Raw genomic sequence first — 23305 nt, 5'->3', positions numbered from 1 at the left:
AATTCGCCTGGTAGCTGACGTGGCTTGATGATGACTGAACGTGCGTCAATGCAATGCGAAGCGCGGCGATACGCTGGGTGATGCCCCGCACGCGAATGTGTCGCCCAAAAAAAACGCACTCCGAAGAGTGCGTCGTAGTGCAGCGGCGGGGCGCGCCTCGTCTCGCGCCCCGCCGCCGTCACCGATGGCGTGGCAGAGCTCAGTGCTTGGCCGCGCCGGTCACTTTCAGGCCGGTCGAATCGACCTTCTTGACCCCGTCGATCATCTTGGCGACCGACACGGCCTTGTCGCGCTGCGCCTTGCTTTCGACCGCACCGGACAGCTTGACCGTGCCATTGAGCGTCTCGACCTTGATGTCGGTGCCGGAGACATCCTTGGTCGCGAGCAGATCGGCCTTCACCTTGGTGGTGATCCAGGTGTCGGTGACCGGCTCCTTGGACTCGTGCTTCATGCCGTCGTTGTGGGCCATGCCGGCATGGTCCTTGTCGGCGGTGGTCGGCGGATCGACGGCGAGCGCCTGGCCGGCGGTCAGGGTCAGACCGAAGGCGAGTGCAGCGCTGAGCAGCGTGGGCGACGTGAACTTTTTCATGATGTCCTCCTCCCTTGAAGGTGTGGGGCGCAGTGTCTGCGCGGCGGCGTACAAGCGACGTGACCGGGAAATCGCGGCAGCGTGAAAGGCGTGCACGCCGGGTGACGGCCTTTGCCGGGATACTGTCCGCCCTTGTACTGCCGCTCGCACGCCATGGATCAGACCTTCAATCTCGCCTTGCTCGGCTACGGCTTCGTCGGCCGCGTGTTCCATGCGCCGTTGATCGCGCACACGCCGGGCCTGCGCCTGCATACCATCGTGTCCAGCCGCCACGACGAGGCGGCCGCGGCCTATCCGCAGGCGCGCATCGTCGCCGACGCGCAGCAGGCCTTCGCCGATCCGCAGATCGATGCGGTGGTGGTGGCCACGCCGAACCAGACCCATGCGCCGCTGGCGCTGGCGGCGCTGGCGCAGGGCAAGCACGTGCTGGTGGACAAGCCGTTCACCCTGGACGTGGACGAGGCGCAGCAGGTCGTCGCCCAGGCGCAACGCGTCGGGCGCATCGTCAGCGTGTTCCAGAACCGGCGCTGGGACGGCGACTTCCTCACCCTGCGCGCGCTGCTGGAGGCGGGCACGCTGGGCGAGGTCGCCGAGTTCCATTCGCACTTCGACCGCCATCGCCCGCGGGTCGGCAACCGCTGGCGCGAGCATGCGCTGCCCGGCTCCGGACTGTGGTTCGACCTGGGGCCGCACCTGCTCGACCAGACACTGCAATTGTTCGGCCTGCCGGAAGCGATCCAGGTCGATCTGGCACAGCAGCGCCACCGCGCACAGGCGACCGATTATTTCCATGCCGTGCTGCGCTACCCGCGGCTGCGTGCGGTCCTGCATGCCGGCTCGCTGGTCGCGGCGAACGGGCTGCGCTTCGCCGTGCATGGCGAGCGCGGCAGCTATCTCAAGCATGGCCTGGATACGCAGGAGGCGCAGTTGCGCGCCGGACTCACCCCGGCCGCGCCGCAGTGGGGCGAGGATCCGCTCGCCGGCCAGCTGACCCTGGTCGCCGACGACGGCAGCGCCACCGCGCACGCGCTGCAGACGCAGCGCGGCGACTATCGGCACTGCTACGCCGGCTTTCGCGAAGCGATGGCCGGGCGCGCACCTGCGCCGGTGGATGCGGCGCAGGCGCTGGCGGTGATGCGCTTGCTCGAACTGGGCCAGCGCAGCGCCGCCGAAGGCCGCACGCTGGCGCTGGCTTGAACCACCGCGCGGCTTATCCGGCCGTGGTCCCGGACGGCGGCACGGCCGGCGTTTCGTGCTTGATCGCGTGCCCGCCGAACTGGTTGCGCATCGCCGACAACAGCTTGTCGGTGAACGAATCGTCGTCGCGCGAGCGCAGCCGTTCCAGCAACGACAAGGTGATCACCGGCGCGGGAACGTTGAGGTCGATCGCCTCGGCCACCGTCCAGCGGCCTTCGCCGGAGTCTTCGACGTAGGGCGCGATCCCGGCCAGGGTGGGGTTGTCGCCCAGCGCATCCGAGCACAGGTCCAGCAGCCACGAACGCACCACGCTGCCCTGCCGCCAGACCTCGGCGATCTGGTGCAGGTCCAGTTCGAACTCCTGCTTGCGCGCCATCAGCGCGAAGCCTTCGGCATAGGCCTGCATCATTCCGTACTCGATGCCGTTGTGGACCATCTTGGTGAAGTGGCCGGCACCGCTGGGACCGACCCGGCCCCAGCCGGCATCGGTGGCCGGCGCCAGGGTGGCGAACAGCGGGTCGAGCCGGCTGACCGCCGCTTCGTCGCCGCCGATCATCAGGCTGTAGCCTTCCTTCAGCCCCCACACGCCGCCGCTGGTGCCGCAATCGACGTAGGCGATGCCGTGCGCGGCCAACTCGGCGGCACGGCGCATCGAATCCTTGTAGTACGAATTGCCGCCGTCCACGACCACGTCGCCCTCGGCCAGCAGCGGCAACAGCGCGGCCAGGGTGTCGTCGACGATCTTGCCGGACGGCACCATCAGCCACACCGCACGCGGCGCCGGCAGTGCCGCGACCAGCGCCGCCATCGAGTCCGCCGTCTCCACGCCGCGCTGCTGCGCCGCGCTGCGCGCCGCCTCGCCCAGGTCGAAACCGACCACGCGGTGGCCGCCACGTACCAGCCGCTCGGCCATGTTCGCGCCCATCCGGCCCAAGCCTACAAGTCCCAGTTCCATGCGTCTGTCCTAGCTCGAAGTGAGGCCCATTAGGGTCGCACGAAGCGTCGCGCCGCGGCTGACGCGCAGCTAAGGCGATGGCGTCTGCGCGGCCTGCGCGCAGGCCTGCAACTGGTGGTCGCGCCAGCGCCGGTACAGGGTGGTATGCAGGTTGTGCAGGGTCAGGTCGATCGCGAACGGGGTGCGCGGATTGCGGTCCAAAAGGCGCGACACGTGGTAGCCGATCGGCTTGGTGCCCTTGGGATGCACGTACACGTCGAAGCCCCGGTAGAAGGGATCATCGAGCAGCGCATCGATCTGCGCCAGGACACTGCGTTGCGCTGGCGACAAGCTCGCGCGCAGCGTGGGGTCGCGTTCGAACAGCAGTTTCTCGAAGCGCTCGCGGCCGGGTCCGCGCAGCGCCTGCGCCAGTTCCCAGATGCGCCGGTTGCTGGCGTCGTAATGGGCGAAGCCGCCATGCCGGAGCAGCGCCGCTGCCGCGTCGGCACTGACCGCCACGACCACGAAGTTCTCCGCCTGGTTGTTGATGTCGTCCAGGTAGCGGCGCTCGAACACGTGGGCGATGAAACCGGGTGCGCCGAGGAAGGCGGCGCCGCCCAACTGCGAGGTCTTGACCGCCTTGCCGTCGGCGAAGAACTCGCCGGCATGCGCGCCGAGCAGGATGCTGTCGGTGTCGTGCAGGGTGAGGAAGGTGCCGATCGACAGTTCCCCGGCACTGAACGCGCGATCGAAGCCGGCATCGCCGTACAGCTCGCGCTGCGTGGCGAGCTGCGCGATCTGCCGGCCGACGCCGCACTCCGAGCGCACATGGCCGCTGTAGAACGCCTCGATCGCGCGCGCATTGCCCTGCACCGGACGGTAGCCGCGGCCGAAGCTGCGGAAGCGCTGCCAGCCCTGTCGGCGCGCGCCGCCGGGACCGAATCCGATCCAGCCCAGTTGCAGCGCGCTGAAGCGGTAGCCGGGATTGCCCTGCAGATGCGCCACCGCGCGCTGGGTGGCCGCGCCGAGCAGCAGGAAATAACCGCACTGCGTGGCCGGCGTCTCCAGCAGCGCGCGCAGGGCGTCGCGCCGTTGCGCCGGGTTCCACTGCGCCGGCAACGCCGCCTGCAGGTCGCCGTGCGCCTGTGCGTCGGCCAGCGAACTGCGTTCGCACGGCGCACCCGGCAGCAGCCGCGGCTGCGCGGCTGGCGTGCTGTCGATGCGCCAGCCGAGCTGGCGCAGCAGTGCAGCGAGACAGTCGGCGCTGGCCTGGTCGGCCGGCTCGGGCGGCGCGGCGAGTGCACCGCCGCTGGCCAGCGCCAGCGCCAGCAGCAGGCGCGCGGCGAAACGGCATCGGCGCGGCGCTGGCGGGTTCGGAGTCGGGACGGTCATGGCGCGAGCATGGCAGATGCGAAAGAGGACAGTGGCGGGATGCATGGCCGCGCAGCAGCACGCACACGCGGGTGCGCAGCGTGACGCGCGCGCGGTGCACGCGCCGCGAAGCCGCGCGCCGCAGCGACGCGCATGGCGGTCATCGGCAGGCGTATTCACTCTGCTGCCATGCCGACCGGCCCTACACTGCCGCTCCCCGCTCGCGGAACCCTCCTCATGCATGTGCTCGTCACCGGCGGCACCGGATTCATCGGCCGCGCACTGTGCCCTGCCCTGCTCCAGGCCGGACACCAGGTCAGCGTGCTCAGCCGCGACGCGGCGCGTGCGACGCGTGCCCTGCCCGGCGTGCAGGCGCTGCAAGACCTGCAGGGCGCGGCGCCGGCGCACGCGGTGATCAATCTCGCCGGCGAACCGCTCAGCGACGGCCGCTGGAACGAGACCCGCAAGCGCCGCTTCCGCACCTCGCGCATCGGCACCACCCGCGCGCTGCTCGACTGGATCGCGCAACTGGACCCGGCGCAACGTCCTGCCTGCCTGCTCTCCGGCTCGGCGATCGGCTACTACGGCGACCGCGGCAACGACCTGCTCGACGAACGCAGCCCGGCCGGCGAGGACTTTGCCGCGCACCTGTGCCGCGACTGGGAAACCGAGGCGTTGCGCGCGCAGACGCTGGGCGTGCGCACCAGCCTGGTCCGCACCGGCGTGGTGCTCGGCCGCGACGGCGGCGCCTTGTCGCGGATGCTGCCGCCGTTCCGGCTCGGCCTGGGCGGGCGCATGGGCGACGGCCGGCAATGGATGAGCTGGATCCATCGCGACGATCACGTCGGCCTGTTGCTGTGGCTGCTGCAGCACGGCGGCGAAGGCGCCTACAACGCCACCGCCCCGACCCCGGTGACCAATGCCGATTTCGCCCAGCAGCTCGGCCAGGCGCTGCACCGGCCGGCGCTGCTGCCGGCACCGGCCGCGGCGCTGCGCCTGGCCTTCGGCGAGATGGCCGACCTGCTGCTGGGCAGCCAGCGGGTGTTGCCGACGCGCGCGCAGCAGGAAGGCTACGTGTTTCGCTATCCGGAGCTGGGGGGCGCACTGCGCGAAGTGATCGGATAGGGCCGGTAAAGCGCCAGCCTGCCCCTGCAGGAGCGGCTTCAGCCGCGACCGGGGCATTCCCGGCAACGCCCTGTCGCGGCTGAAGCCGCTCCTACACAAGGCCTGGCGAGCGCAGGCGAGCCGCGTGGTGGCATCCCAGCGAACTGCACACAACCGCACGCCTCGACAATAAAAAAAGCCCCGGCGGATGCTGTCCGCCGGGGCGTTTTTGCTTGTTTGCCGAGCGCGCCGCGATGGCCGATCGCGGCGTGGACTCAATAGCGCTTGCAGACGGTCTCGACGCGGCGGTTGCCGTTGGCCTGCTGGCGCTGGCCCTGGATGTAGCGCCCGGTGGCGCCGCCGGCGACCGCGCCGCCGACCGTGGCCAACTTCTTGCCGTCGCCCTTGCCGATCTGGTTGCCGAGCAGGCCGCCGATCGCCGCGCCGGCCACGGTGCCGCCGATGCGGTTCGGATCGGTGTTGTTCTTCTGCACCGCGACCTTCTTGCAGTGCACGCGGGTGCCGTCGTTGAAGCGGCGTCCGGCGTCTTCCGGCCCGTAATGGCGCTGCGCCTGCGCCAACGGCGCGGCAGCAGTGGCGATCGCGAGGATGCTCAGACACACGGCGGATTTGAAAGTGTTCATGCTGGTTGCTCCTGGGTGGCGGAGCCGATGCCTGTTGCAGGCATCGCACTCCCGACGGAGCCACCTTTGCACCGCGATTGCGAATGGATCGTGAAGCGAAATGCCCTCTATTCAGCTTCCGCAGCCGCGGATGAACGCATGCCTCAGCGCGGCGTGGTGCCGTCGCTGACCGCGGGCGCGGCAGCGGGCGCGGGCGTCGCTTCCGCCACCGGCGTCGCTGGCACTGCTGCAGGTGCAGGTGCCGCCGGCACTGCTGCTGCCGGTGCCGGTACAGGCGCCGGTACCGCAGCGGCCGGCTCGGGCTTGGGCGCTGCCGCCGGCGGCGGCTCCGGCGGCGCGGCCGGCTTGGCCTTCGGCAGGTACTGCGCCATGAGTTCGAAGAAGCGCTTGTAGAAATCGCTGTCCTGCACGGTGCTGCTGGCCACGCGCACCAGCGAGTCGTCGCTGCTGCCGACCGGCAGCGACACCGAGCCGAGCACGCCGACGCCGACGCTGGCCGAGGTCGCGCTCTTCTTCAGCGCATAGCGGTCCTGCAGCGCGCTGACGAACACCCAGGACTCGTCCGCGCCGTGCGCCACGCACGACACGCGCAGCTCCAGTTGCTCGTGCGACTCCTGGTTGGGCTGGAAGTTCTTGGTGCCTTCGACCGCATCGGCGGTGGCCTTGGCGACCACGTAGCCCTGGCTCAGCAGCGCGCGCCGCGCCGATTCGCAGGCCTGGCCCGGCTGTACCGGATAGCTGCGCGAATAGGTGTTGTCGGAGTTGAAGGTCTCCTTCACCAGGTTGTCCTGCTTGCGGGCGAAGCAGCCGCTCAGGCCGATCGCGACCAGCACGAGCGCAGGAAAGGCGAGGACGTTGGACGAAGCGGACATGGCCGTGGACCGAAAGGAAGGAACCGGCCAAGGATAGCCGCAAGCGTGTCGAGGCGGCCTTGATGCCGCCGCCAGCGCTCATCCCGCGGTTAGCGAGCCAGGCACCGGCTGCAGCGACAGGTCCACCCGCAGCAGGCCGCCGCCGCGGTCGCGGCGTTCGGCGCGCAGGTAGTGGTAGGCGTCGAGCAACGCCAGCGTCGGCGGCGCCGCCAGCGGCTCGCCCCACAGAGTGAGCCCGAAGCCGCGCGCGCGCAGCCAGTCCAGCAGCCGTTGCAGCTGGCCGAGGTCGCGCGGCAGCAGCAGGTCCACGTCGCCGGGCGGGCGCACGGCCGTGCCCGGATCGGCGAGCCAGAGCGGATAGCTGCCGTGCACGGCGTAATCGAACCCGTCCGCGCGCAACGCGGCCAGCAGCTCGGCGCTGCCCGGCAGGTCGATCGGTTCGCGCCGCTTCTGGAAGACCAGCGCGTACTCATGGCTGCGGTCGCTGCGCGTGTCGCCGGGCGCCAGCGGCTGCACGCTCTCGCGCGGATAGCACAGCACCCGTTCGGCACAGGGCACGAACAGGCTGCCCAGCACCCGCGCCAGGTCCCAGGCCTGCGGCACGCACACGCCGCCGACCTCCACGTTCTCGACCATCGCGATGCAGAAGCCATCGTCGCGCAGGCCGCGGCGCACCGCATGGAACACCGCGCGCAGCCCGCCCAGGTAAGCCGCGTAATCGGGGCTGGCATACAGCTGGCCCGGTGCCGTCGCGCCCGGCCAGTCGCAACCGAAGTACGGCACGTTGGTCAGGCACAGGTCGATCGGCTCCTCCAGCGCGAGCTGCGGCAGCGCGCCGGCCCGGACCTCGGCACGCAGCCCGAGCCGCTGCAGGCGTTCACGGGCCAGCGCCGCGCGCCCCGCGTCGATCTCCAGCCCCAGTCCGCGCCGGCCCTCCAGTTCGGCGGCGAGCAAGGTGCTGCCGAAGCCGCAGAACGGATCCAGCACGCAGGCGTCCGGCGCGCTGAACTGGCGCACGAACGGACGCATCTGGCTGACCCAGCCGCAGTCGCGCGCGCCCAGCGGATCGCGCTGGCGCAGGTCCTCGGGCAGCCGGTGTTCGGGCGGATCCGGCGGCGGCGTCCACCAGCTGCGGCTATCCATGGCCGGCCCGCCACAGCAGATCGCGATCCGGCTGCCAGCCCGCGCACAGCCGGCCGTCGGCGAAGAACACCAGCTTGTAGATGTCGCCGCTGTCGTGGCGCGCCTGCATGGCGGCATAGTCGGAGGTCTCGAACACCACCTCCATGCCCTCGGCGGTGACCATGCGCAGGTTCCAGAAGTAATAGCCCTCGGTGATCTGCAGCGGCCGCAGCGTGCGCCACCACGGCGTGGCCATGCATGCGGCCACGACCTGCTCCACGCCAACCCGCGCCTGCGCCAGATAGCGCTGGGTGCCGCCGGTGCGGTAGCCGTCGCCGAGCCGCGAGAACTCGCGGAAGATCACCGTGGTCGCGCCGCACTGGCGTGCCCAGCGCAGGTAGCCGGCAACGCCTTCGGCATCGGCGATGCCGCCGTGCTGCAGGATGCATACCAGGCGCAGCGGCAAGGCGGCGGCGATGCGTTGCGCGGTGGCGACGAAGACCTGCGCATCGGCGATCGCCTCGCCGTCGCGGAAGCGCATGATCGCGTCGTTGCCGGCCTGCTGCGGATGGTGCCGCGACAACTCCACCCACGACAGCCGGAAGCGTTGCAGCGCGTCCAGCAACGCATCGCCCTTGCTGCGAGCGAAACCCGCGCCGTTGCTGTACAGCACGCGCTGCTCGACCAGCAAGCCATCGCGTTCGGCCTCGCCCAATGTCTGCAGCAGTTGCAGGAACCAGGCTTCGTCGTCGGTCATCTCCAGCCCCGACAGCGAGTGCGACAGCGGCAGCCCGGACAGCTGCGCCACTCCCTGCCGCAGCATCGCGAAATAGTCCGGCGGCGGCCGCAGGCTGGCCGCGGCGGTGCCGCCTACCTGCGGGCGCAGCGTTTCCGAACAGAAGCGGCAACGTGCCGAACACGGCCGCACCGACGCGTACGGGGTGAAGGTGACCGGCTGCGCGACGCGGTAGTCGCGCCCGCCGATGCGCTGCACCCGCCAGCGCGCGGCATCGGCGGCGGCCGGCACCCGCCATTCCAGGTGCGGCATGCCGGCGCGCAGTGCGGCGAACAGCGGCGAGGCGCCGCTCAGCGGCGGCGCGAACTCCATGCTGGCGTCCATGCCGGCACCTACAGACGCGCGGCGTTCGCGTGCTCGCGCACTTCCGCCAGGCTCCAGTCGTGCAGCAGGCGGCCGTTTTCCCACACCGTGACCATCGCGTCGTCGTAGCCGGCAGGCCGGGCCAGTTCGTCCAGCGACGCGGCCGTGGCCGGCACCGGCTCGGTGCGGTAGCCGCCGTATTCGCGATGGCGCAGCAGGCTCATGCGGCCGCGCTTGCTGAGCTTGCCCTTGTCGGTGATCGGGTCCTTGTAGACGTCGATCCACGCGCCGTCCACGCGCGCGGCCGAGCACTTCAGCGCGAACTTCTGCGTATCGCGGTCCAGCCGCTGCAGCAGCGCGCCGCCCATGCCGAAGGCGACGTTGTCGGTGGCGTAGCCGGCGCTGGTGACGCGCTCCAGGATCGCGCGGATGCTGGTCGGGTTGACCCCGTCGCCCTGGATCACGCGCACGTGGTTGAGCACCTTGTAGCCCTTGCCGTTGACGCTGTGGCCGAAGGCCTCGTCGAGCAGTTCCAGGCACTGGTGCACCACCGCGACCGGGTCGCCGGAATCGGGGCGGATCACCACGGTGGCGCCGGAGGCGATCACCTCTTCGCGCAGCGTGGTCCCCCAGTGTTCGCGGATCGCGTGGAAGATGTCGTAGCTGTCCGACACCACCGCGACAATGCCGCCGGGCTTGCCGAACTGCCGGAGCATGTTGCGGTACGCGTCCACTTCGCGCTCGCGGCCCCAACTGGTGATGGTGCTGTGCTCGGCGGCCGGGATCGAATAGCCGGCCATCGGCTCGTGGTAGTGCGCGCGCGCCAGCAACAGGCCGGACACGGTATCGGTGCCGAGGAAGTTGACCAGGTGCGCGGCGCCGCCGATCGCCGCCGACTCCAGGCTGGACACGCCGCGCGCGCCGAAGTCGTGCAGCTTGAACGGCAACTGCCCTTCCGGATCGTCGCTGGTGCGTTCCAGGAACTGGCGGATGGTCTGCTTGGCGTGCCAGCTGACCGTGGCCACGGTGACCGGATACCAGATGCGCAGCAGCAGCGTTTCCAGGTACGACGGCACCCAGTAGGCCTGCGCGTCGGTGGACTCGATGGTCATCAGCGCGTTGTGGGTCGGCACCACGCTGCCCTCGGGCACGGCGCGGATGCGGATCGGCAACTGCCCGCCGAGGCGATCGACGATGTCGCGCCAGCCGGCCTCGTTGAACGGCTCGCCGTGCGCGGCGAACAGGTCGCGCGCCTCGTCGACGTCGGCATGGGTGATGGCGCGGCCCAGCGCCTCCTTGAGGATCGACTGCAGACCGAAGAACACGGTGCGGTCGTAGACGCCGCCGCGCGATTCCACATAGAAGAACGTGGCATCGGTGCCGGCCGGATATTGCAGCCAGTGGCTGGCCTTGTAGCTGTCGGTGTTGAGCAGCAGGTTGTTCAGGCATTGCATGACGGGAAGCTCCTTCGCGTCGGGGGAAGGTCAGCGGTCTGTCCGCCGGCCGGGAAAGCCGCGGTCAACCGCGGCCCAGGAAGAATTCGAGCAGGTGCAGGTGGTCTTCGAACAGTTTCGGGCCCATGCCCAGCACTTCGCTGACCGGAATCCAGCGCGCCTTGTCGGCGTCGTCGCCACCGCGCACCTCGGGCAGTTCGCCGAAGGTGAATTCGAAGTGGAAGGCATGGGTGATGGTGCGCCCGCGCAGGCTGCGCTCGGGATGGTCGAACACATGGCGGTTCTTCAGCGAACCCTTCAGCACCGGCACCGGGATCTTCAGCCGGGTTTCCTCGCGCAGTTCGCGCAGGCAGGCATCGAAGATGCTCTCGTGCTGGCCGACGAAGCCGCCCGGCAGCGCCCACAGGCCCTTGCCCGGCGCCGCACGGCGCCGCACCAGCAGCACGTGGCCCGAATGCACCACCACCGCATCGGCGGTGACGAAGGTCGGCGGATACGGCGCCTCCTTCCAGGCCGCGCGGTACTGCTCGATGAACTGGTATTCGGCGAGCAGTTCCGCATACGACGGCGAGTTCTTGCGGAACGCCTCGAGCATGTCGAACACCGGCGCCGGCACGTTGCCGCGCAGCATCAGCAGCGCGCCGTGGAAATCGATGCTGCCGGCCTCGAACAGGTAGCGGCGCAGCTCGGTCGCCGACAGCGTCTCGGTGTGCTGCACGTCGACCAGCGGCCACTGCGGGAACTCGCGCAGGTAGTAGCTGCTGGCGTCCTTGTCCATGCCGACCAGGCCGATGCGCGCCTCGCTGCCGCCGCCATCGGCACGCACCGCCTCGGCCACCGCCGACTGCACCGCGGCGATCCATTGGCTCTCGTTGTACAGGTGGTCGCGCAGCGGGCGCAGGATCAGGCGCTCGGCGGCGCCCTCGAGTGCGGCCTGGATCATGACGCTGCGTTCGGCCACCGTCCACGGATTGCGGATGGTGCGCGGGGTTTCGGCCGAGCCGATCAGGAAGATGAGTTTCTGCGCACGCGCCAGGGCGTGGCGGGCAACGGCAGCGTGGCCGTTGTGGAAGGGCTCGAAGCGCCCGATGAAAACAAGATAGTCGTATTCCATGAGCATCCCTCACGGTGATTGGAGTCGCCGCGGGTCTGTCCCTTGGCGTGCGGCAAATGCTACGCCAATGGGCGAAGGCGTCAAGTGCCGCGCGCCAGGCGCCGCTGTCGCCAGGCGTAGACACCCTGCGCTGCGACGCGCGTGGCGCGCGCGATCGCGCTAGCCTCGCGCACGCCCCGGCCCGCGCCGCAGGCAGCGTTTTTTCCGACACTCCATCATCGCGAGGAACCTATGAACGGATCGAGCAAGAGCATGTGCGCATGGCTGGCGCTGCTGCTGACTTGTCTGTGCGCACCGGCGGCGGCGCAGAGTTTCGCCAAGGGCGCGGACGTGAGCTGGATCGACCAGCAGGAGAGCAGCGGCCGCGTGTTCCGCAATGCCGCGGGCGCGAACGCCGACTTCTTCGCGTTGCTGAAAGGCACCGGCGTCAACGCAATCCGGCTGCGCGTCTGGGTCAATCCCAAGGACGGCTGGTGCGACGGCGCCGACGTGCTGAACATGGCCAAGCGGGCAAAGGCGCAGGGCATGCAGATCATGATCGACTTCCACTACAGCGACAGCTGGGCCGATCCCGGACAGCAGACCAAGCCCGCGGCATGGAGCGGCGATGCGTTCTCCAAGCTGGTCACCGACGTCTACGCGCACACCAGCGGCATCCTGTCGTATCTCAAATCCAACGGCATCGACGTCAGCTGGGTGCAGGTCGGCAACGAGATCAACAGCGGCATGCTGTGGCCGGACGGCAAGACCCCCAACTTCGGCAATCTCGCGCAGTTGATCAACAGCGGCTACAACGCCAGCAAGTCGGTCTATCCCAATGCCAAGGTGGTCGTGCATCTGGCCAACGGGTACGACAACGCCACCTTCCGCTGGTTCTTCGACGGCCTCAAGTCCGCCGGCGGCAAGTGGGACGTGGTCGGGATGTCGCACTACCCCTCGAGCAGCGGCTGGCAAAGCGCGAACACGCAGATCGCCAGCAACATGCGCGACATGGTGGCGCGCTACGGCGCGGACGTGATCGTCAGCGAAGTGGGCATGGACTGGCAGCAGGACGCGGCGACCCGCGCGATGCTGGCCGACCTGGTCGCCAAGACCCGCGCGGTCGGTGCGCATGGGCTGGGCGTGTTCTATTGGGAATCCGATGCGTATCCGGGCTGGCAGGGCTATACCAAGGGCGCGGTGAACAACAACGGGCAGCTTACCCAGGCGCTTGCGGCATTCCAGTAACGCATGCAGCGCCTCGCGCGGATGCGCGGCGGGTGGGTCGCGCCGCGTGCGGCATGCGCCGAGGCACGCAGTGTGGCGTCGCGAGCGCGGCGCAATCCGCGACTGGCTGACGGTCACATCGGCATGCCACCATTGGCGCGATCCCCACCGCCAGACCTGTCGCCATGTCCACATTTCCGTTGTCACCGCGTTCGCTTGGGTTGCTGCTGTTGCTCGCACTGGGCGCAGTGTTCGCCCCGGCGCAGGCGCGCGCCCCATCGCACAAGGCGCCAGCCACACTCAAGGTGATGAGCTTCAACGTGCGCGTGCCGGTCGATACCGACGGCGACAAGCGCTGGGAGATCCGCCGCAGCGCGATGGCCGCGCTGATCCGCGCGCAGCATCCCGACGTATTCGGCACCCAGGAGCTGGTCAAGCTGCAGGCCGATTACCTGGCCGCGCAACTGCCCGACTACCGCTGGTTCGGGCGCAGCCGCGACGGCAGCGAGGACGGCGAGCGCATGGGCGTGTTCTACGACAGCCGCCGCCTGAAGCTGGTGGAATCGGGCGACTTCTGGCTGTCGGACACGCCAGACGTGGTCGGCAGCATCAGCTGGGGCCACCCGCTGCCGCGGATGGTGAACTGGGGCCTGTTCGAACGCATCGCCGACGGACGCCGTTTCTACCTGTTCGACACCCACCTGCCGTACCGCGACGAAGACGAGGCCGCGCGCGCCAAGGGCGCCGCGCTGCTCCTCGCGCGCGTGCAGGCGTTGCCGGCCGACGTGCCGGTGGTGATCACCGGCGACTTCAACACGGCGCCGGATTCGCCCACCTACCGCACGCTGGTTCCGGCGCTGGCCGACGCGCGCAAGCAGGCACCGCACGCGCTGGGACCGGAAGCGACCTTCCACGATTTCACCGGCCATCCCGATCGGCGCATCGACTGGATCCTGTCGCGCGGATTGCGCGCCACCCACTTCGCCACGCTCGACGCGCGGCCGCAGGGACATTGGCCGTCGGACCACTTCCCGGTGGAAGCCGAGTTCGCCTGGCCGCAGTGAGGTCCATCGCGTGCGCGCGGGACGTCATCCCGCGCCGGTGGCCGCTGCGCCGTCGGCGTGCGCACACAGCCAGTCCAGCACCTGACGCACCGCCGGCGCCGGCGCCGGTGCGGGCCGCCACACGATCGACAACTGCCGCGCCGCCCACGGCTCCTGCAACGGCACCGCGACCAGGTGTTCGCGCACGCTGACCCGGGCCAGCGCGGCCTGCGGCAGGATCGCCACGCCGGCGCCGCGCGCCAGCATCCGGCACAGCGGTTCGATGCCGTGCACGTGGGCGCGGATGCGCAGCTGGCCGCCGGCGCGCGCGGCCTGCGTACGCAGGTGCCGCTGCAGCGCGCTGTCGTCGGCCAGGCCGAGGAATTCCGCCTGCCATAGCTGCGCCAGGCGCAGCTGCGGCGCGCGCGCCAGCGGATGCGTGGCGGCCGCCACCAGCACCAGCCGGTCCTGGCGGAACGCCTGCGCGTGCAGGCCGGCCAGGTCGGCATGGTCGGCGATCACCGCCAGGTCGGCCCGCTCCTCGCGCACCGCGTCGGCCGCCGCGGTGCTGCCCTGTTCGCGCAAGGCCAGGTCGATGCGCGGATGCGCGACCAGGAACTCCGCCAGCAGTTCGGGCAGCCACTCGTACAGCGCCGCGGTATTGGCCAGCAGCCGCACCGTGGCCTGGTTGGCACCGGCGTGCTCGCCCAGTTCGGCGCGCATCGCCTCGGCCTGGCGCAGCAACTGCCGCGCATGCCGCAACAGCGCGGCGCCGGCCGCGGTCAGGCTCACCCCGCGGCGGCCGCGCGCGAACAGCGCCGCACCGGCCTGCTGCTCCAGCGCGCGGATGCGCGCGCTGGCCGCGGCCAGCGACAACGCGGCGCGGTCGGCGCCGGCGGTGATGCTGCCGGCCTCGGCCACCGCCACGAACAGCCGCAAGTCGATGAAATCCAGGTGCATCGCCGCTCCAGCCTTCGTCGTTGCCGAAGTCTGCCTGAAGCGATCGCGCATTGTCCGGCGCCGCGGCACGGCCGATGCTGGAGGCATGCACTCGCTCATCCCGCATCTACTGCCGATCGCCGCGGTGTTCTGCCTGGCCGGCTTCGTCAAGGGCGTGGCCGGGACCGGCCTGCCGACCGTCGCCATGGGCTTGCTGGGGCTGTGGCTGGCCCCGCCCGAAGCGGCCGCGCTGCTGGTGCTGCCGTCGCTGCTGACCAATCTGCAGCAGGCCTGGGGCGAAGGCGCGGCGCCGCTGTTGCGGCGGCTGTGGCCGCTGCTGGCGACGATCGCGATCGGCACCTGGCTCAGCGCCGGCATCCTGGTCGGCGCCGATCCGGCGCTGGCGCGCGGCGGTCTCGGCGCCTTGCTGGCGCTGTACGCGCTGCTCGGACTGAGCCGCTGGCAGGGCCGGCTGCCGTCGCGGCACGAGCCCTGGGCGGGCCCGGCGGCCGGGTTGGCGACCGGCCTGCTGACCGGCGCCACCGGCGTATTCGTGCTGCCGTCGTTGCCCTATCTGGTCGCGCTGGGCCTGCCGCGGGAGACGCTGATGCGCGCGTTGGGCTACTGCTTCTTCACCGCCACGTTGGCGCTCGCCACTGCCCTGGCCTGGCATGGCGCGTTCGCGCGCGGCGCGCTCGGGCCGTCGTTGCTGGCGCTGCTGCCGACCGCGATCGGCATGTGGCTGGGCGCGCACCTGCGCCGGCGCATTTCCGCCGAGGCGTTCCGCCGGGTGTTCTTCCTGACCTTGCTGGCGCTGGGTGTGCATCAGCTGTGGCAGGCGCTGGGTTAGCGCAGGTTTCGATGCTGATGCGCACTTGTAGGAGCGGCTTCAGCCGCGACCAGGTCTTACCGGTAACGCCCGGTCGCGGCTGAAGCCGCTCCTACAAAGAGCGTGTCAGGCCACCTGTCGGGGCTGAAGCCCCTCCTACCGTGCGCCCAGCCGGCCCGTCGCAAACCCTTGCAGGAGCGGTTTCGGGCGGCATCGGGCCATCAGTCGCGACGGCTTTATCGGTAAGGCCCGTCGCGACTGAACTCGCTCCCACAAAGAGCCTGTCGATACGCTGGCGATGACCTGCCGGCGCTGAAACCCCTCCTACAGTGGAATGCAGGCGACTGCGTGCGGCCAAGCGAACGCCCAACGAAAAACGCGCCACCGCTGGGCGATGGCGCGTCTGTGTTCGCGCGGCGATGGAGTGCTAGCTCAGTCGGCCCAGCGCCCCGGGCCGGTGGACTGCGGCAGCACCTGCACCGACAGCGGACGGTCCTTTTCCAGCAGGTTCAGCGCATCGGCCAGGATCGAGGCCGACTCGCGCAGCAGCGGATCCGGGCGCTTGTCGACCAGCTTCTCGCGCGCGGCGTCCTTGACGATGTCGCGCTCGTTGCCGGTCAGGCCGTCGTCGCTGCTGTCGTCGGCGAGCGGATCCAGCGGCAGGCCGAGCTGCTTGCGCGTCTCCTGGCGCTGCTTGCGCTGCACGTCCTGCTTCTCGCGCTCGGCGCGGCGCTCGGCCTCGTTGAGCACCACGTACTTCTTCGCCGCCTCGGTGCGGAACTGCTGCACGTCCTCTTCCCACCACTGGAATTCCTTGTCGCTGGCGATGCGGCTGGCATGCAGCGTCTCCAGCTTCGGCAGCAGCGGCGCGAAGTTGCCGTACTGGGTGTGCGGCACCGCGGCGATGCGGGTCCACGGCAAGGCGTTGGGATAGGTGCTCTCGCCGAACTCGGTGGCATCGACGCTGGCCGGGAACGCGATATCCGGCACCACGCCCTTGTGCTGGGTGCTGCTGCCGCTGACCCGGAAGAACTGGGCGATGGTCAGCTTGACCTGGCCGAAGCGGTCGGTCTCGTTGGCCGGCCAGCGGTCCAGGTCGACGATGTTCTGCACCGTGCCCTTGCCGAAGCTGGTCTCGCCGATGATCAGGCCGCGGCCGTAGTCCTGGATGGCACCGGCGAAGATCTCCGAGGCCGAGGCCGAGCCGCGGTTGATCAGCACCGCCAGCGGGCCGTCCCAGGCCACGGCCGGGTTGTCGTCGCTGTTGACGGTGACGCGGCCGCCGGATTCGCGCACCTGCACCACCGGGCCCTGCTCGATGAACAGGCCGGTCAGTTCGATCGCCTCGTCCAGCGAGCCGCCGCCGTTGTTGCGCAGATCCAGCACCACGCCGTCGACCTTGTCGGTCTTGAAGCCGGCCAGCAGCTTGGCCACGTCGCGGGTCGCCGAGGCGTAGTCGCTGGCGTTGCGGCGGCGGCCTTCGAAATCCTGGTAGAACGCCGGCAGCTTGATCACGCCGACGCGCCGCGCCGGTTCGCCGTCCTTCGCCGGCAGGGTGATGGTCTCGCCCTTGGCGGCCTGTTCGGCCAGGCGCACCTTCTGCCGGGTCAGCAGCAGCTGGCGGTGCTTGCCGTCCACGCCGGCCTCGGCCGGGATGTACTCCAGGCGCACCTGGGTGTCCTTGTCGCCGCGGATCTTGGCCACCACGTCGTCGATGCGCCAGCCGATCACGTCCTCGACCTGGCCGGACTTGCCCTGGCCGACGCCGACGATGCGGTCGCCCGGCTTCAGCGTGCCGTCCACCGCGGCCGGACCGCCCGGGATGACCTCGCGGATCACCACCATGTCGTCCTGCTTCTGCAGCTGCGCGCCGATGCCTTCCAGCGACAGCGACATCTGCTGGTTGAAGTTCTCGGCGGTGCGCGGGGTGAAGTAGTCGGTGTGCGGATCGACGGTGTTGGTGTAGGCGTTCATGAAGAACTGGAACACGTCCTCGCTCTTCAGTTCCTTCACCGAATCGGCGAGGTTGGCGTAGCGCTTGTCCAGGGTCTTGCGGATGTCCTCGGGCTTCTTGCCGGCGAGCTTGAGCCGCAGCCAGTCGTTCATCACCGACTTGCGCCACAGGTCGTCCAGCTCCTGGTTGTCCTTGGGCCACGGCACGTCCTTGCGGTCGTACTCGAACTTCTCGCTGCCGTTGAAATCGAAGTCCTGCTTGAGCAGCTTGCGCGCGTAGCCGATGCGCTCGTCCACGCGCTGCCGGTACACGGCGAACACCTGGAACGCCGGCTCCAGCTGGCCGGCGGCGATATTGCTGCCGAGGTTGGCCTGGAACGCGGCGAACTTGTCCACGTCGGCCTGGGTGAAGAACTGCTTGCTGCCGTCCAGCGTCTCCAGGTACTTCTTGAAGACTTCCTTCGAGGTCGCCTCGTCGAGCGCGCGCGGCCGGTAGGCGTAGCGGCTGTCGGAGAGCAGCCCGTACACCAGCTTGGCGGTGGTGGACTGGTCGGCGGTCGAGGCCGCCGGCAGCGCGGGCGCGTCGGTGCGGGCGAACAGCGCCAGCGGCGTGGTCAGCGCGAACGCCAGCAGGAAGACGGAAGCTTTGAATTTCATCTACGTACTCTCGGCACGAGGCCGTCAGGGGGGCTGCAGATCGCGTGAGACAACACGACAGTGCCGCAAGTTGCAGGCCGTGTCACCTGTTCCTGAACCAGACTAGCCGGGGCCCGGTAGCGAAGTGTGAATGGTGCCGGTGCAGGCGCCGCGGGCGGGCGTCGCGGCCGGCACGGCGGGCGTCCTGGGCGGACCGCCAGGACGCGGCGGCGGCGCCGGAACGGGGCCGCAGGGCGAACTCAGGCGGCGACGCCGGCGCCGGCCGCCTGCCGATCGGCGTGATAGGACGAGCGCACCATCGGCCCGGAGGCGACGTGGCTGAAGCCCAGTGCGTTGCCGTACTCCTCCAGCGCCTTGTATTCCTCCGGCGTCCAGTAGCGCATCACCGGGTGGTGGTGCGCGGTCGGCTGCAGGTACTGGCCGATGGTGACCATGTCCACGGCGTGCGCGCGCAGGTCGCGCAGCGTGGCCTGCACCTGCTCCATGGTCTCGCCCAGGCCGAGCATGATCCCGGACTTGGTGGCGATCGACGGGTGCTGCGCCTTGAACTTCTGCAGCAGGGTCAGCGACCACTGGTAGTCGGCGCCGGGCCGCACGTTCGGGTACAGGTCCGGCACGGTCTCGATGTTGTGGTTGAACACGTCCGGCGGATTGGTCGCCAGGATCTCCAGCGCGCGGTCCATGCGGCCCTTGCCGCGGAAGTCCGGGGTCAGGATCTCGATGCGGGTGGCCGGCGCGGCGGCGCGGATCGCGCCGATGCAGTCGGCGAAGTGCTGGGCGCCGCCGTCGCGCAGGTCGTCGCGGTCGACGCTGGTCACCACCACGTAGCGCAGGCCCATGTCGGCCACGGTCTGCGCCAGGCTGGCCGGCTCGCTCGCATCCGGCGGCTTGGGCCGGCCATGGGCGACGTCGCAGAACGAGCAGCGGCGGGTGCAGACCTCGCCCAGGATCATGAAGGTGGCGGTGCCGTGGCTGAAGCACTCGTGGATGTTCGGGCAGCTGGCTTCCTCGCAGACCGTGACCAGGCGGTTCTCGCGCAGCTTGGCCTTGAGGGTCTGCACGGCGTTGCCGGACGGGATCCGCACCCGGATCCACGACGGCTTGCGCAGCACTGGCGCATCGGCGAACTGCACCGGCGAGCGGTTGATCTTGTCCCCGCCCAGTTGCTTGACGCCGGCCTGCAGCGGCGCGGACGCGGGCGCGCTGTCGCCGGAAAGGACCTGCAGGGGGATGGTGCGTGCGCTGGGCTGGGTCATGGCGTCGTCGGCGGGCAGGCGGTCAGGCCGCGTGCGTGAGCGTGAGGTCGGGCAAGGCGTCGAGCGGCTGCAGGGTCAGCCCGAACTGGCGCGCCAGTTGGGCCAGCAGCACCGGTTTGACGGCCTGCATGCCGGAGGGACCGCCCAAGTCTAGCACCGAGGTCACCTGCAGGCCCTGGTAGCCGCAGGGGTTGATGCGGTGGAACGGCTCCAGGTCCATCGCCACGTTGAACGACAGGCCATGGAAGGTGCAACCGCGGCGCACGCGGATGCCGAGCGCGGCGACCTTGGCCGCGCCGACGTAGACCCCGGGCGCGCCGTCGCGGCGCTGGCCGAGGATGTTCCATTCGTCCAGCGTGTCGATGATGGCCTGCTCGATCCGGCACACGTAGTCGCGTACGCCGATCTTGAGCCGGCGCAGATCCAGCAGCGGATACACCACCAGCTGGCCGGGGCCGTGGTAGGTGACCTGGCCGCCGCGGTCCACGTGCAGCACCGGGATCTCGCCGGGCGCCAGCACGTGCTCGGGCTTGCCGGCCTGGCCGAGGGTGAACACCGGTTCGTGCTCGACCAACCACAGTTCGTCGGCGCTGGTTTCCTCGCGCGCATCGGTGAAGCGCTGCATCGCCCGCCACACCGGCGCGTAGGGCTGGCGACCGAGATCGCGGACCCGGCACGGCGGCGGCGCCTGCGCCGGTTCCGGCGGCGGTACCGCGGCGCCGGCTACAGCGTCCACTTCACTTCCGGATGCTCGCGCAGCGCCAGGTGCGCGGCGTCGTACTGGGCGCGGTCGGCGGCGCGGAAGGCGATCCGCACCGACACGTACTTGCCGTTGGACGAATGCTTCCAGCTGATGCGCTCTTCCAGCACGTCCACGCCGGCCTGGGCGAGCAGGCGCGGCAGTTCGGTCTCCAGTCCGGTGTTGGCGGTGCCCATCGCGCTGAGCTCGAAGACGCCGGGGAACTGGAAGCCGTGATCGGGGTTGTCCGAGGTGATATCCATGGCTGCATTATCGGGCCGGCGCCGGGCAAACCCAAGGCCGCGGCGCGCCGGCAGGCCGGGTGCGGGGACAGCGGCCGCCGCGGCGCGCCGCGTCAGCATGTGGGCACGGTTGGCAAGCGATGCCAATAGGACGAAGCGATACGGCTACACGGCTTTCGCGCCAACGCCGCCGCGGCCTATGCTCGCCCCGGCATTTTATGAATGCAGGCTTCACGGGACGCGCGCATCCGTCCCGCTAGCGTCGGTGCACCCATTCCTCTTTCCCTACCAGGGACGTCGCCCATGCCGTCATCGCGCCTGCCTCTCGCCCTCGCCGTCGTGCTCGCCCTCGCTTCGCTGCCCGCTGCTGCCGCCACCGACCGGTGCGCCGGCAGCGCACTGGAAGACACCCCGCCGACGGTGAACTTCCGCGTCGACAACGACCTGTTCGGCGGTGCCGGCCAGGACCAGGGCTATACCAACGGCTTCGGCATGACCCTGGTGTCGCCGAACCTGGTCGACTTCACCGACGACCCCTGCCTGCCGCGGCTGGCGCGGGCGGTCAACCGCTACCTGGAGCGCCTGCACCCGGGCGAGTTCGAGCAGCAGAACATGGTCTTCAGTTTCGGCCAGGCCATCTACACCCCGACCGACAAGACCCGCCGCGACCTGATCAAGGACGACCGCCCCTATGCCGCGATACTGGCGGTGAACTTCGGCTACAACGCGCGCAACCAGGACCGCCTGCGCACCACCCAGCTGCTGCTGGGCATGGTCGGCCCCTCGGCGCAGGGCAAGCAGGTGCAGGATGCGGTGCACGACGCGCTCGGCGACGAGAAGTTCCTCGGCTGGGACAACCAACTGCACGACGAACCGGTGTTCCGCCTGCTGCACGAACGCATGCGCCGCTGGCCCGGCGACGCGACGGTCAACGCCGACGGCTGGGGCTGGGACGCGATCAGCCACTGGGGCGGTGCGCTCGGCACCCTGGAGACCCATGCCAACGCCGGCGCCGAAGTGCGCTTCGGCTGGAAATTGCCGGACGACTTCGGCAGCTCGCCGCTGCGCCCGGCCGGCGAGAACACCGCCCCGCCCCGCTACGGCCTGGGCCGCGGCTGGTCGGCGCATCTGTTCCTGACCAGCGACGCACGTTGGGTCGTGCGCGACATCACCCTGGACGGCAACACCTTCCGCGACAGCCACAGCGTGAAGAAGCGCCCCTTCGTCGGCGAGGCCGGTTTCGGCCTGGCGGTGATGCGCGGCAAGTGGAAGTTCGCACTGGCACGCTACTGGAGCACCCGCGAATTCGACCTGCAGAAGCAGACGCCGGTGTTTGGCAGCTTTACGATCAGTCGGCGGCTTTGATGCTGCCGGGAATGGGGAGTCGGGAATGGGGAATGGGAAAAGCGGGTTTCTCGCCCCTCAACCGACAAGCTCGTCCGTGAGATCGCGGCAGTAACGAGCGAATGCAGCAATGCCGCTCTACCCATTCCCGATTCCCCATTCTCTACTCCCCAAAAAAAGCCGGCGTAAGCCGGCTTTTTTTTCAACTCATTCGGCTTCCCACCACATCCAGAAGCTGTCCCACAACCGCTTGAAGAAGCCGGCCTCGTCGACCGCCTTCAGTGCCACCAGCGGCGCCTGCGCGATCACCTTGCCGTCCAGCGAGACCTTTACCGTGCCGATCGCCTGGCCCTGCTTGATCGGCGCTTCCAGGGTCTTGGGCACGTCGATCGACGGCTTCAGTTCGTTGTAGCGGCCGCGCGGCACGCCGACCAGCAGCGGCTGCGCCACGCCCAGCAGCACTTCCTTCTCGGTGCCCTTCCACACGCGCTGCTGCGCGACCTGCTTGCCCGGCTCGTAGAGGCGGTGGGTTTCGTAGAAACGGAAGCCCCAGTTCAACAGCGCCAGGCTGTCCTCGGCACGCTGCTTCTCGGAGCTGTCGCCCATCACCACCGCGATCAGGCGCTGGTCGCCGCGCTGCGCCGAGCTGAGCAGGCAGTAGCCGGCCTCGGAGGTGTGCCCGGTCTTGATGCCGTCCACGCTGGGGTCGCGCCACAGCAGCAGGTTGCGGTTCTGCTGAGTGATGTCGCCGACCTTGAATTCCTTGATCTTGTTGTAGGCGTAGGTTTCCGGATAGTCGCGCACCATCGCCCGGCCCAGCAGCGCCAGATCGTAGGCAGTGGTGTAGTGGCCTTCGGCGGACAGGCCGTGGGCGTTGACGAAGTGCGAGCCGGTCATGCCGAGCTTGGCCGCGTAGTTGTTCATCAACGAGGCGAAGGCTTCCTCGCTGCCGGCGGCGTGTTCGGCCAGCGCGATCGCCGCGTCGTTGCCGGACTGGATCGCCATGCCCTTTTCCATGTCCTCCAGGCGCGCGGTCTGGTTGACCGGGAAGCCGCTGTAGCTGCCGTCGGTACCGGCGCCGCCTTCGCGCCAGGCGCGTTCGCTGAGCATGACCTGGTCGTCGCGCTTGATCTTGCCCAGCTTCAGTTCGGCGGCGATCACGTAGGAGGTCATCACCTTGGTGATGCTGGCCGGGGCCACCCGCACATGTTCGTTCTCGCCGGCCAACACCTGGCCGGTGGCGTAGTCCATCAACACCCAGGACTTGGACACGGCCGGCTTGGGCGCCGGCGGGATCGCCACGGCGGCGGGCGCGGCGGCGGCGGCGGGCGATGCCGGCACCGGGCCGGGGGTCTGCGCGGAAACCAGGCCGACGGCGAAGGTGGCCACGGCGGCGACGGCGAAGCGGAATTTCATCTAAAACGACTCCTGGCAGGCCCGAAGGCCGATGGTAAACGAGGCATTGTAGGGCCAGCCGGCGCCCGCCCAGGCGCCGCAGCGTCGCAGGCGGGAGTCGGCGTTAAGCCATCGGCGCGGGAGCGACACGCGAACCTGGCGATCGCTGGTACACGGCGGCGCCAGCCACAGGCGTGCGGGT

21 protein-coding genes are annotated in these 23305 nt (G+C 69.8%); 6 read left to right on the top strand and 15 right to left on the bottom strand.

The window, feature by feature from the left end; translation table 11 throughout:
* Positions 1 to 199 precede the first annotated feature (199 nt).
* Positions 200 to 589, bottom strand: coding sequence for a BON domain-containing protein (locus AB8810_RS04350; protein ID WP_369915666.1), 390 nt, complete (start codon positions 587 to 589; stop codon positions 200 to 202).
* Between the two features lie 153 nt (positions 590 to 742).
* Between AB8810_RS04350 and AB8810_RS04345 the strand changes: the two genes are divergently transcribed.
* Positions 743 to 1786 carry an oxidoreductase gene (locus AB8810_RS04345; RefSeq protein WP_369915665.1) on the top strand — a complete coding sequence of 348 codons (1044 nt, stop codon included), beginning with the start codon at positions 743 to 745 and terminating at the stop codon, positions 1784 to 1786.
* Between the two features lie 13 nt (positions 1787 to 1799).
* Here the strand turns inward: AB8810_RS04345 and gnd are convergent, their stop codons facing one another.
* A complete protein-coding gene (gnd, locus tag AB8810_RS04340; protein WP_369915664.1) occupies positions 1800 to 2741 on the bottom strand; it encodes a phosphogluconate dehydrogenase (NAD(+)-dependent, decarboxylating) in 942 nt (313 codons plus the stop codon).
* 69 nt (positions 2742 to 2810) lie between these two features.
* Positions 2811 to 4112 (bottom strand): hypothetical protein, encoded by a 1302-nt coding sequence (locus tag AB8810_RS04335; RefSeq protein ID WP_369915663.1) that lies wholly within the window; start codon positions 4110 to 4112, stop codon positions 2811 to 2813.
* Positions 4113 to 4328: 216 nt separating this feature from the next.
* On the opposite strand from AB8810_RS04335, the gene AB8810_RS04330 reads away from it, so the two are divergent.
* Positions 4329 to 5216, top strand: a complete 888-nt coding sequence (locus AB8810_RS04330; RefSeq protein ID WP_206229681.1) for a TIGR01777 family oxidoreductase — start codon at positions 4329 to 4331, stop codon at positions 5214 to 5216.
* Between the two features lie 254 nt (positions 5217 to 5470).
* Here AB8810_RS04330 and AB8810_RS04325 read toward each other — a convergent pair whose 3' ends face one another.
* The 6 genes from AB8810_RS04325 to AB8810_RS04300 form a co-directional block, all read right to left on the bottom strand.
* The gene (locus AB8810_RS04325) at positions 5471 to 5839 is read right to left on the bottom strand and encodes a glycine zipper 2TM domain-containing protein (RefSeq protein ID WP_179567333.1); all 369 of its coding nucleotides are present in this window, start codon (positions 5837 to 5839) and stop codon (positions 5471 to 5473) included.
* A 143-nt stretch (positions 5840 to 5982) separates the two neighbouring features.
* Positions 5983 to 6711, bottom strand: coding sequence for a DUF2242 domain-containing protein (locus AB8810_RS04320; protein ID WP_206257349.1), 729 nt, complete (start codon positions 6709 to 6711; stop codon positions 5983 to 5985).
* A 78-nt stretch (positions 6712 to 6789) separates the two neighbouring features.
* Positions 6790 to 7854, bottom strand: coding sequence for a DNA methyltransferase (locus AB8810_RS04315; RefSeq protein WP_369915662.1), 1065 nt, complete (start codon positions 7852 to 7854; stop codon positions 6790 to 6792).
* On the bottom strand, positions 7847 to 8953 hold the full coding sequence (locus tag AB8810_RS04310; RefSeq protein WP_369915661.1) for a hypothetical protein: 1107 nt from the start codon (positions 8951 to 8953) through the stop codon (positions 7847 to 7849). Before AB8810_RS04310 ends, AB8810_RS04315 begins: the two co-directional genes overlap by 8 nt.
* An 8-nt stretch (positions 8954 to 8961) precedes the next feature.
* Positions 8962 to 10386: a nicotinate phosphoribosyltransferase gene (locus tag AB8810_RS04305; protein WP_191825255.1), complete on the bottom strand. Its 1425-nt coding sequence runs from the start codon at positions 10384 to 10386 to the stop codon at positions 8962 to 8964.
* A gap of 64 nt (positions 10387 to 10450) precedes the next feature.
* Positions 10451 to 11506: a bifunctional nicotinamide-nucleotide adenylyltransferase/Nudix hydroxylase gene (locus AB8810_RS04300; protein WP_179567343.1), complete on the bottom strand. Its 1056-nt coding sequence runs from the start codon at positions 11504 to 11506 to the stop codon at positions 10451 to 10453.
* Between the two features lie 225 nt (positions 11507 to 11731).
* Here AB8810_RS04300 and AB8810_RS04295 point away from each other — a divergent pair, with 225 nt between their 5' ends.
* Both AB8810_RS04295 and AB8810_RS04290 read left to right on the top strand, forming a co-directional pair.
* A complete protein-coding gene (locus AB8810_RS04295; RefSeq protein WP_369915660.1) occupies positions 11732 to 12727 on the top strand; it encodes a glycosyl hydrolase 53 family protein in 996 nt (331 codons plus the stop codon).
* Positions 12728 to 12891: 164 nt separating this feature from the next.
* Positions 12892 to 13770, top strand: a complete 879-nt coding sequence (locus AB8810_RS04290; protein ID WP_369915659.1) for an endonuclease/exonuclease/phosphatase family protein — start codon at positions 12892 to 12894, stop codon at positions 13768 to 13770.
* A gap of 24 nt (positions 13771 to 13794) precedes the next feature.
* On the opposite strand, the gene AB8810_RS04285 is transcribed toward AB8810_RS04290, so the two are convergent.
* A complete protein-coding gene (locus AB8810_RS04285) occupies positions 13795 to 14709 on the bottom strand; it encodes a LysR substrate-binding domain-containing protein (protein WP_369915658.1) in 915 nt (304 codons plus the stop codon).
* Positions 14710 to 14794: 85 nt separating this feature from the next.
* Here AB8810_RS04285 and AB8810_RS04280 point away from each other — a divergent pair, with 85 nt between their 5' ends.
* Positions 14795 to 15538 (top strand): sulfite exporter TauE/SafE family protein, encoded by a 744-nt coding sequence (locus AB8810_RS04280; protein ID WP_369915657.1) that lies wholly within the window; start codon positions 14795 to 14797, stop codon positions 15536 to 15538.
* Positions 15539 to 15949: 411 nt separating this feature from the next.
* Here the strand turns inward: AB8810_RS04280 and AB8810_RS04275 are convergent, their stop codons facing one another.
* From AB8810_RS04275 to AB8810_RS04260, 4 genes are all read right to left on the bottom strand, one after another.
* Positions 15950 to 18127 (bottom strand): carboxy terminal-processing peptidase, encoded by a 2178-nt coding sequence (locus tag AB8810_RS04275; RefSeq protein WP_179567353.1) that lies wholly within the window; start codon positions 18125 to 18127, stop codon positions 15950 to 15952.
* A 239-nt stretch (positions 18128 to 18366) separates the two neighbouring features.
* On the bottom strand, positions 18367 to 19383 hold the full coding sequence (gene lipA, locus AB8810_RS04270) for a lipoyl synthase (RefSeq protein ID WP_179567355.1): 1017 nt from the start codon (positions 19381 to 19383) through the stop codon (positions 18367 to 18369).
* A 22-nt stretch (positions 19384 to 19405) separates the two neighbouring features.
* Positions 19406 to 20119, bottom strand: a complete 714-nt coding sequence (lipB, locus tag AB8810_RS04265) for a lipoyl(octanoyl) transferase LipB (protein WP_372530414.1) — start codon at positions 20117 to 20119, stop codon at positions 19406 to 19408.
* Positions 20107 to 20385: a DUF493 family protein gene (locus AB8810_RS04260; protein ID WP_009606261.1), complete on the bottom strand. Its 279-nt coding sequence runs from the start codon at positions 20383 to 20385 to the stop codon at positions 20107 to 20109. The genes lipB and AB8810_RS04260 overlap by 13 nt, the downstream gene beginning before the upstream one ends.
* 282 nt (positions 20386 to 20667) lie before the next feature.
* Here AB8810_RS04260 and AB8810_RS04255 point away from each other — a divergent pair, with 282 nt between their 5' ends.
* The gene (locus AB8810_RS04255) at positions 20668 to 21729 is read left to right on the top strand and encodes a lipid A deacylase LpxR family protein (protein ID WP_369915656.1); all 1062 of its coding nucleotides are present in this window, start codon (positions 20668 to 20670) and stop codon (positions 21727 to 21729) included.
* 186 nt (positions 21730 to 21915) lie between these two features.
* On the opposite strand, the gene AB8810_RS04250 is transcribed toward AB8810_RS04255, so the two are convergent.
* Positions 21916 to 23124, bottom strand: a complete 1209-nt coding sequence (locus AB8810_RS04250; RefSeq protein WP_369915655.1) for a D-alanyl-D-alanine carboxypeptidase family protein — start codon at positions 23122 to 23124, stop codon at positions 21916 to 21918.
* Positions 23125 to 23305 lie beyond the last annotated feature (181 nt).

This window comes from Xanthomonas sp. NCPPB 3005, from assembly GCF_041228095.2.
GTDB classification, from domain to species: domain Bacteria; phylum Pseudomonadota; class Gammaproteobacteria; order Xanthomonadales; family Xanthomonadaceae; genus Xanthomonas_A; species Xanthomonas_A bonasiae.
Note: the sequence above shows the minus strand (reverse complement) of the source record. Positions and strands in the feature narration are given on the sequence as shown.

Bases quoted from the DNA above. Each gene is read 5' to 3' on its own strand.
- AB8810_RS04335 (WP_369915663.1), bottom strand. From the start codon at position 4,112: ATGACCGTCCCGACTCCGAACCCGCCAGCGCCGCGCCGATGCCGTTTC.
- AB8810_RS04345 (WP_369915665.1), top strand. From the start codon at position 743: ATGGATCAGACCTTCAATCTCGCCTTGCTCGGCTACGGCTTCGTCGGC.
- AB8810_RS04260 (WP_009606261.1), bottom strand. From the start codon at position 20,385: ATGGATATCACCTCGGACAACCCCGATCACGGCTTCCAGTTCCCCGGC.
- AB8810_RS04250 (WP_369915655.1), bottom strand. From the start codon at position 23,124: ATGAAATTCCGCTTCGCCGTCGCCGCCGTGGCCACCTTCGCCGTCGGC.
- AB8810_RS04275 (WP_179567353.1), bottom strand. From the start codon at position 18,127: ATGAAATTCAAAGCTTCCGTCTTCCTGCTGGCGTTCGCGCTGACCACG.
- AB8810_RS04255 (WP_369915656.1), top strand. From the start codon at position 20,668: ATGCCGTCATCGCGCCTGCCTCTCGCCCTCGCCGTCGTGCTCGCCCTC.
- AB8810_RS04315 (WP_369915662.1), bottom strand. From the start codon at position 7,854: ATGGATAGCCGCAGCTGGTGGACGCCGCCGCCGGATCCGCCCGAACAC.
- AB8810_RS04300 (WP_179567343.1), bottom strand. From the start codon at position 11,506: ATGCTCATGGAATACGACTATCTTGTTTTCATCGGGCGCTTCGAGCCC.
- AB8810_RS04295 (WP_369915660.1), top strand. From the start codon at position 11,732: ATGAACGGATCGAGCAAGAGCATGTGCGCATGGCTGGCGCTGCTGCTG.
- AB8810_RS04325 (WP_179567333.1), bottom strand. From the start codon at position 5,839: ATGAACACTTTCAAATCCGCCGTGTGTCTGAGCATCCTCGCGATCGCC.
- lipA (WP_179567355.1), bottom strand. From the start codon at position 19,383: ATGACCCAGCCCAGCGCACGCACCATCCCCCTGCAGGTCCTTTCCGGC.
- AB8810_RS04285 (WP_369915658.1), bottom strand. From the start codon at position 14,709: ATGCACCTGGATTTCATCGACTTGCGGCTGTTCGTGGCGGTGGCCGAG.
- AB8810_RS04320 (WP_206257349.1), bottom strand. From the start codon at position 6,711: ATGTCCGCTTCGTCCAACGTCCTCGCCTTTCCTGCGCTCGTGCTGGTC.
- AB8810_RS04305 (WP_191825255.1), bottom strand. From the start codon at position 10,386: ATGCAATGCCTGAACAACCTGCTGCTCAACACCGACAGCTACAAGGCC.
- AB8810_RS04310 (WP_369915661.1), bottom strand. From the start codon at position 8,953: ATGGACGCCAGCATGGAGTTCGCGCCGCCGCTGAGCGGCGCCTCGCCG.
- AB8810_RS04330 (WP_206229681.1), top strand. From the start codon at position 4,329: ATGCATGTGCTCGTCACCGGCGGCACCGGATTCATCGGCCGCGCACTG.
- AB8810_RS04350 (WP_369915666.1), bottom strand. From the start codon at position 589: ATGAAAAAGTTCACGTCGCCCACGCTGCTCAGCGCTGCACTCGCCTTC.
- AB8810_RS04290 (WP_369915659.1), top strand. From the start codon at position 12,892: ATGTCCACATTTCCGTTGTCACCGCGTTCGCTTGGGTTGCTGCTGTTG.
- gnd (WP_369915664.1), bottom strand. From the start codon at position 2,741: ATGGAACTGGGACTTGTAGGCTTGGGCCGGATGGGCGCGAACATGGCC.
- AB8810_RS04280 (WP_369915657.1), top strand. From the start codon at position 14,795: ATGCACTCGCTCATCCCGCATCTACTGCCGATCGCCGCGGTGTTCTGC.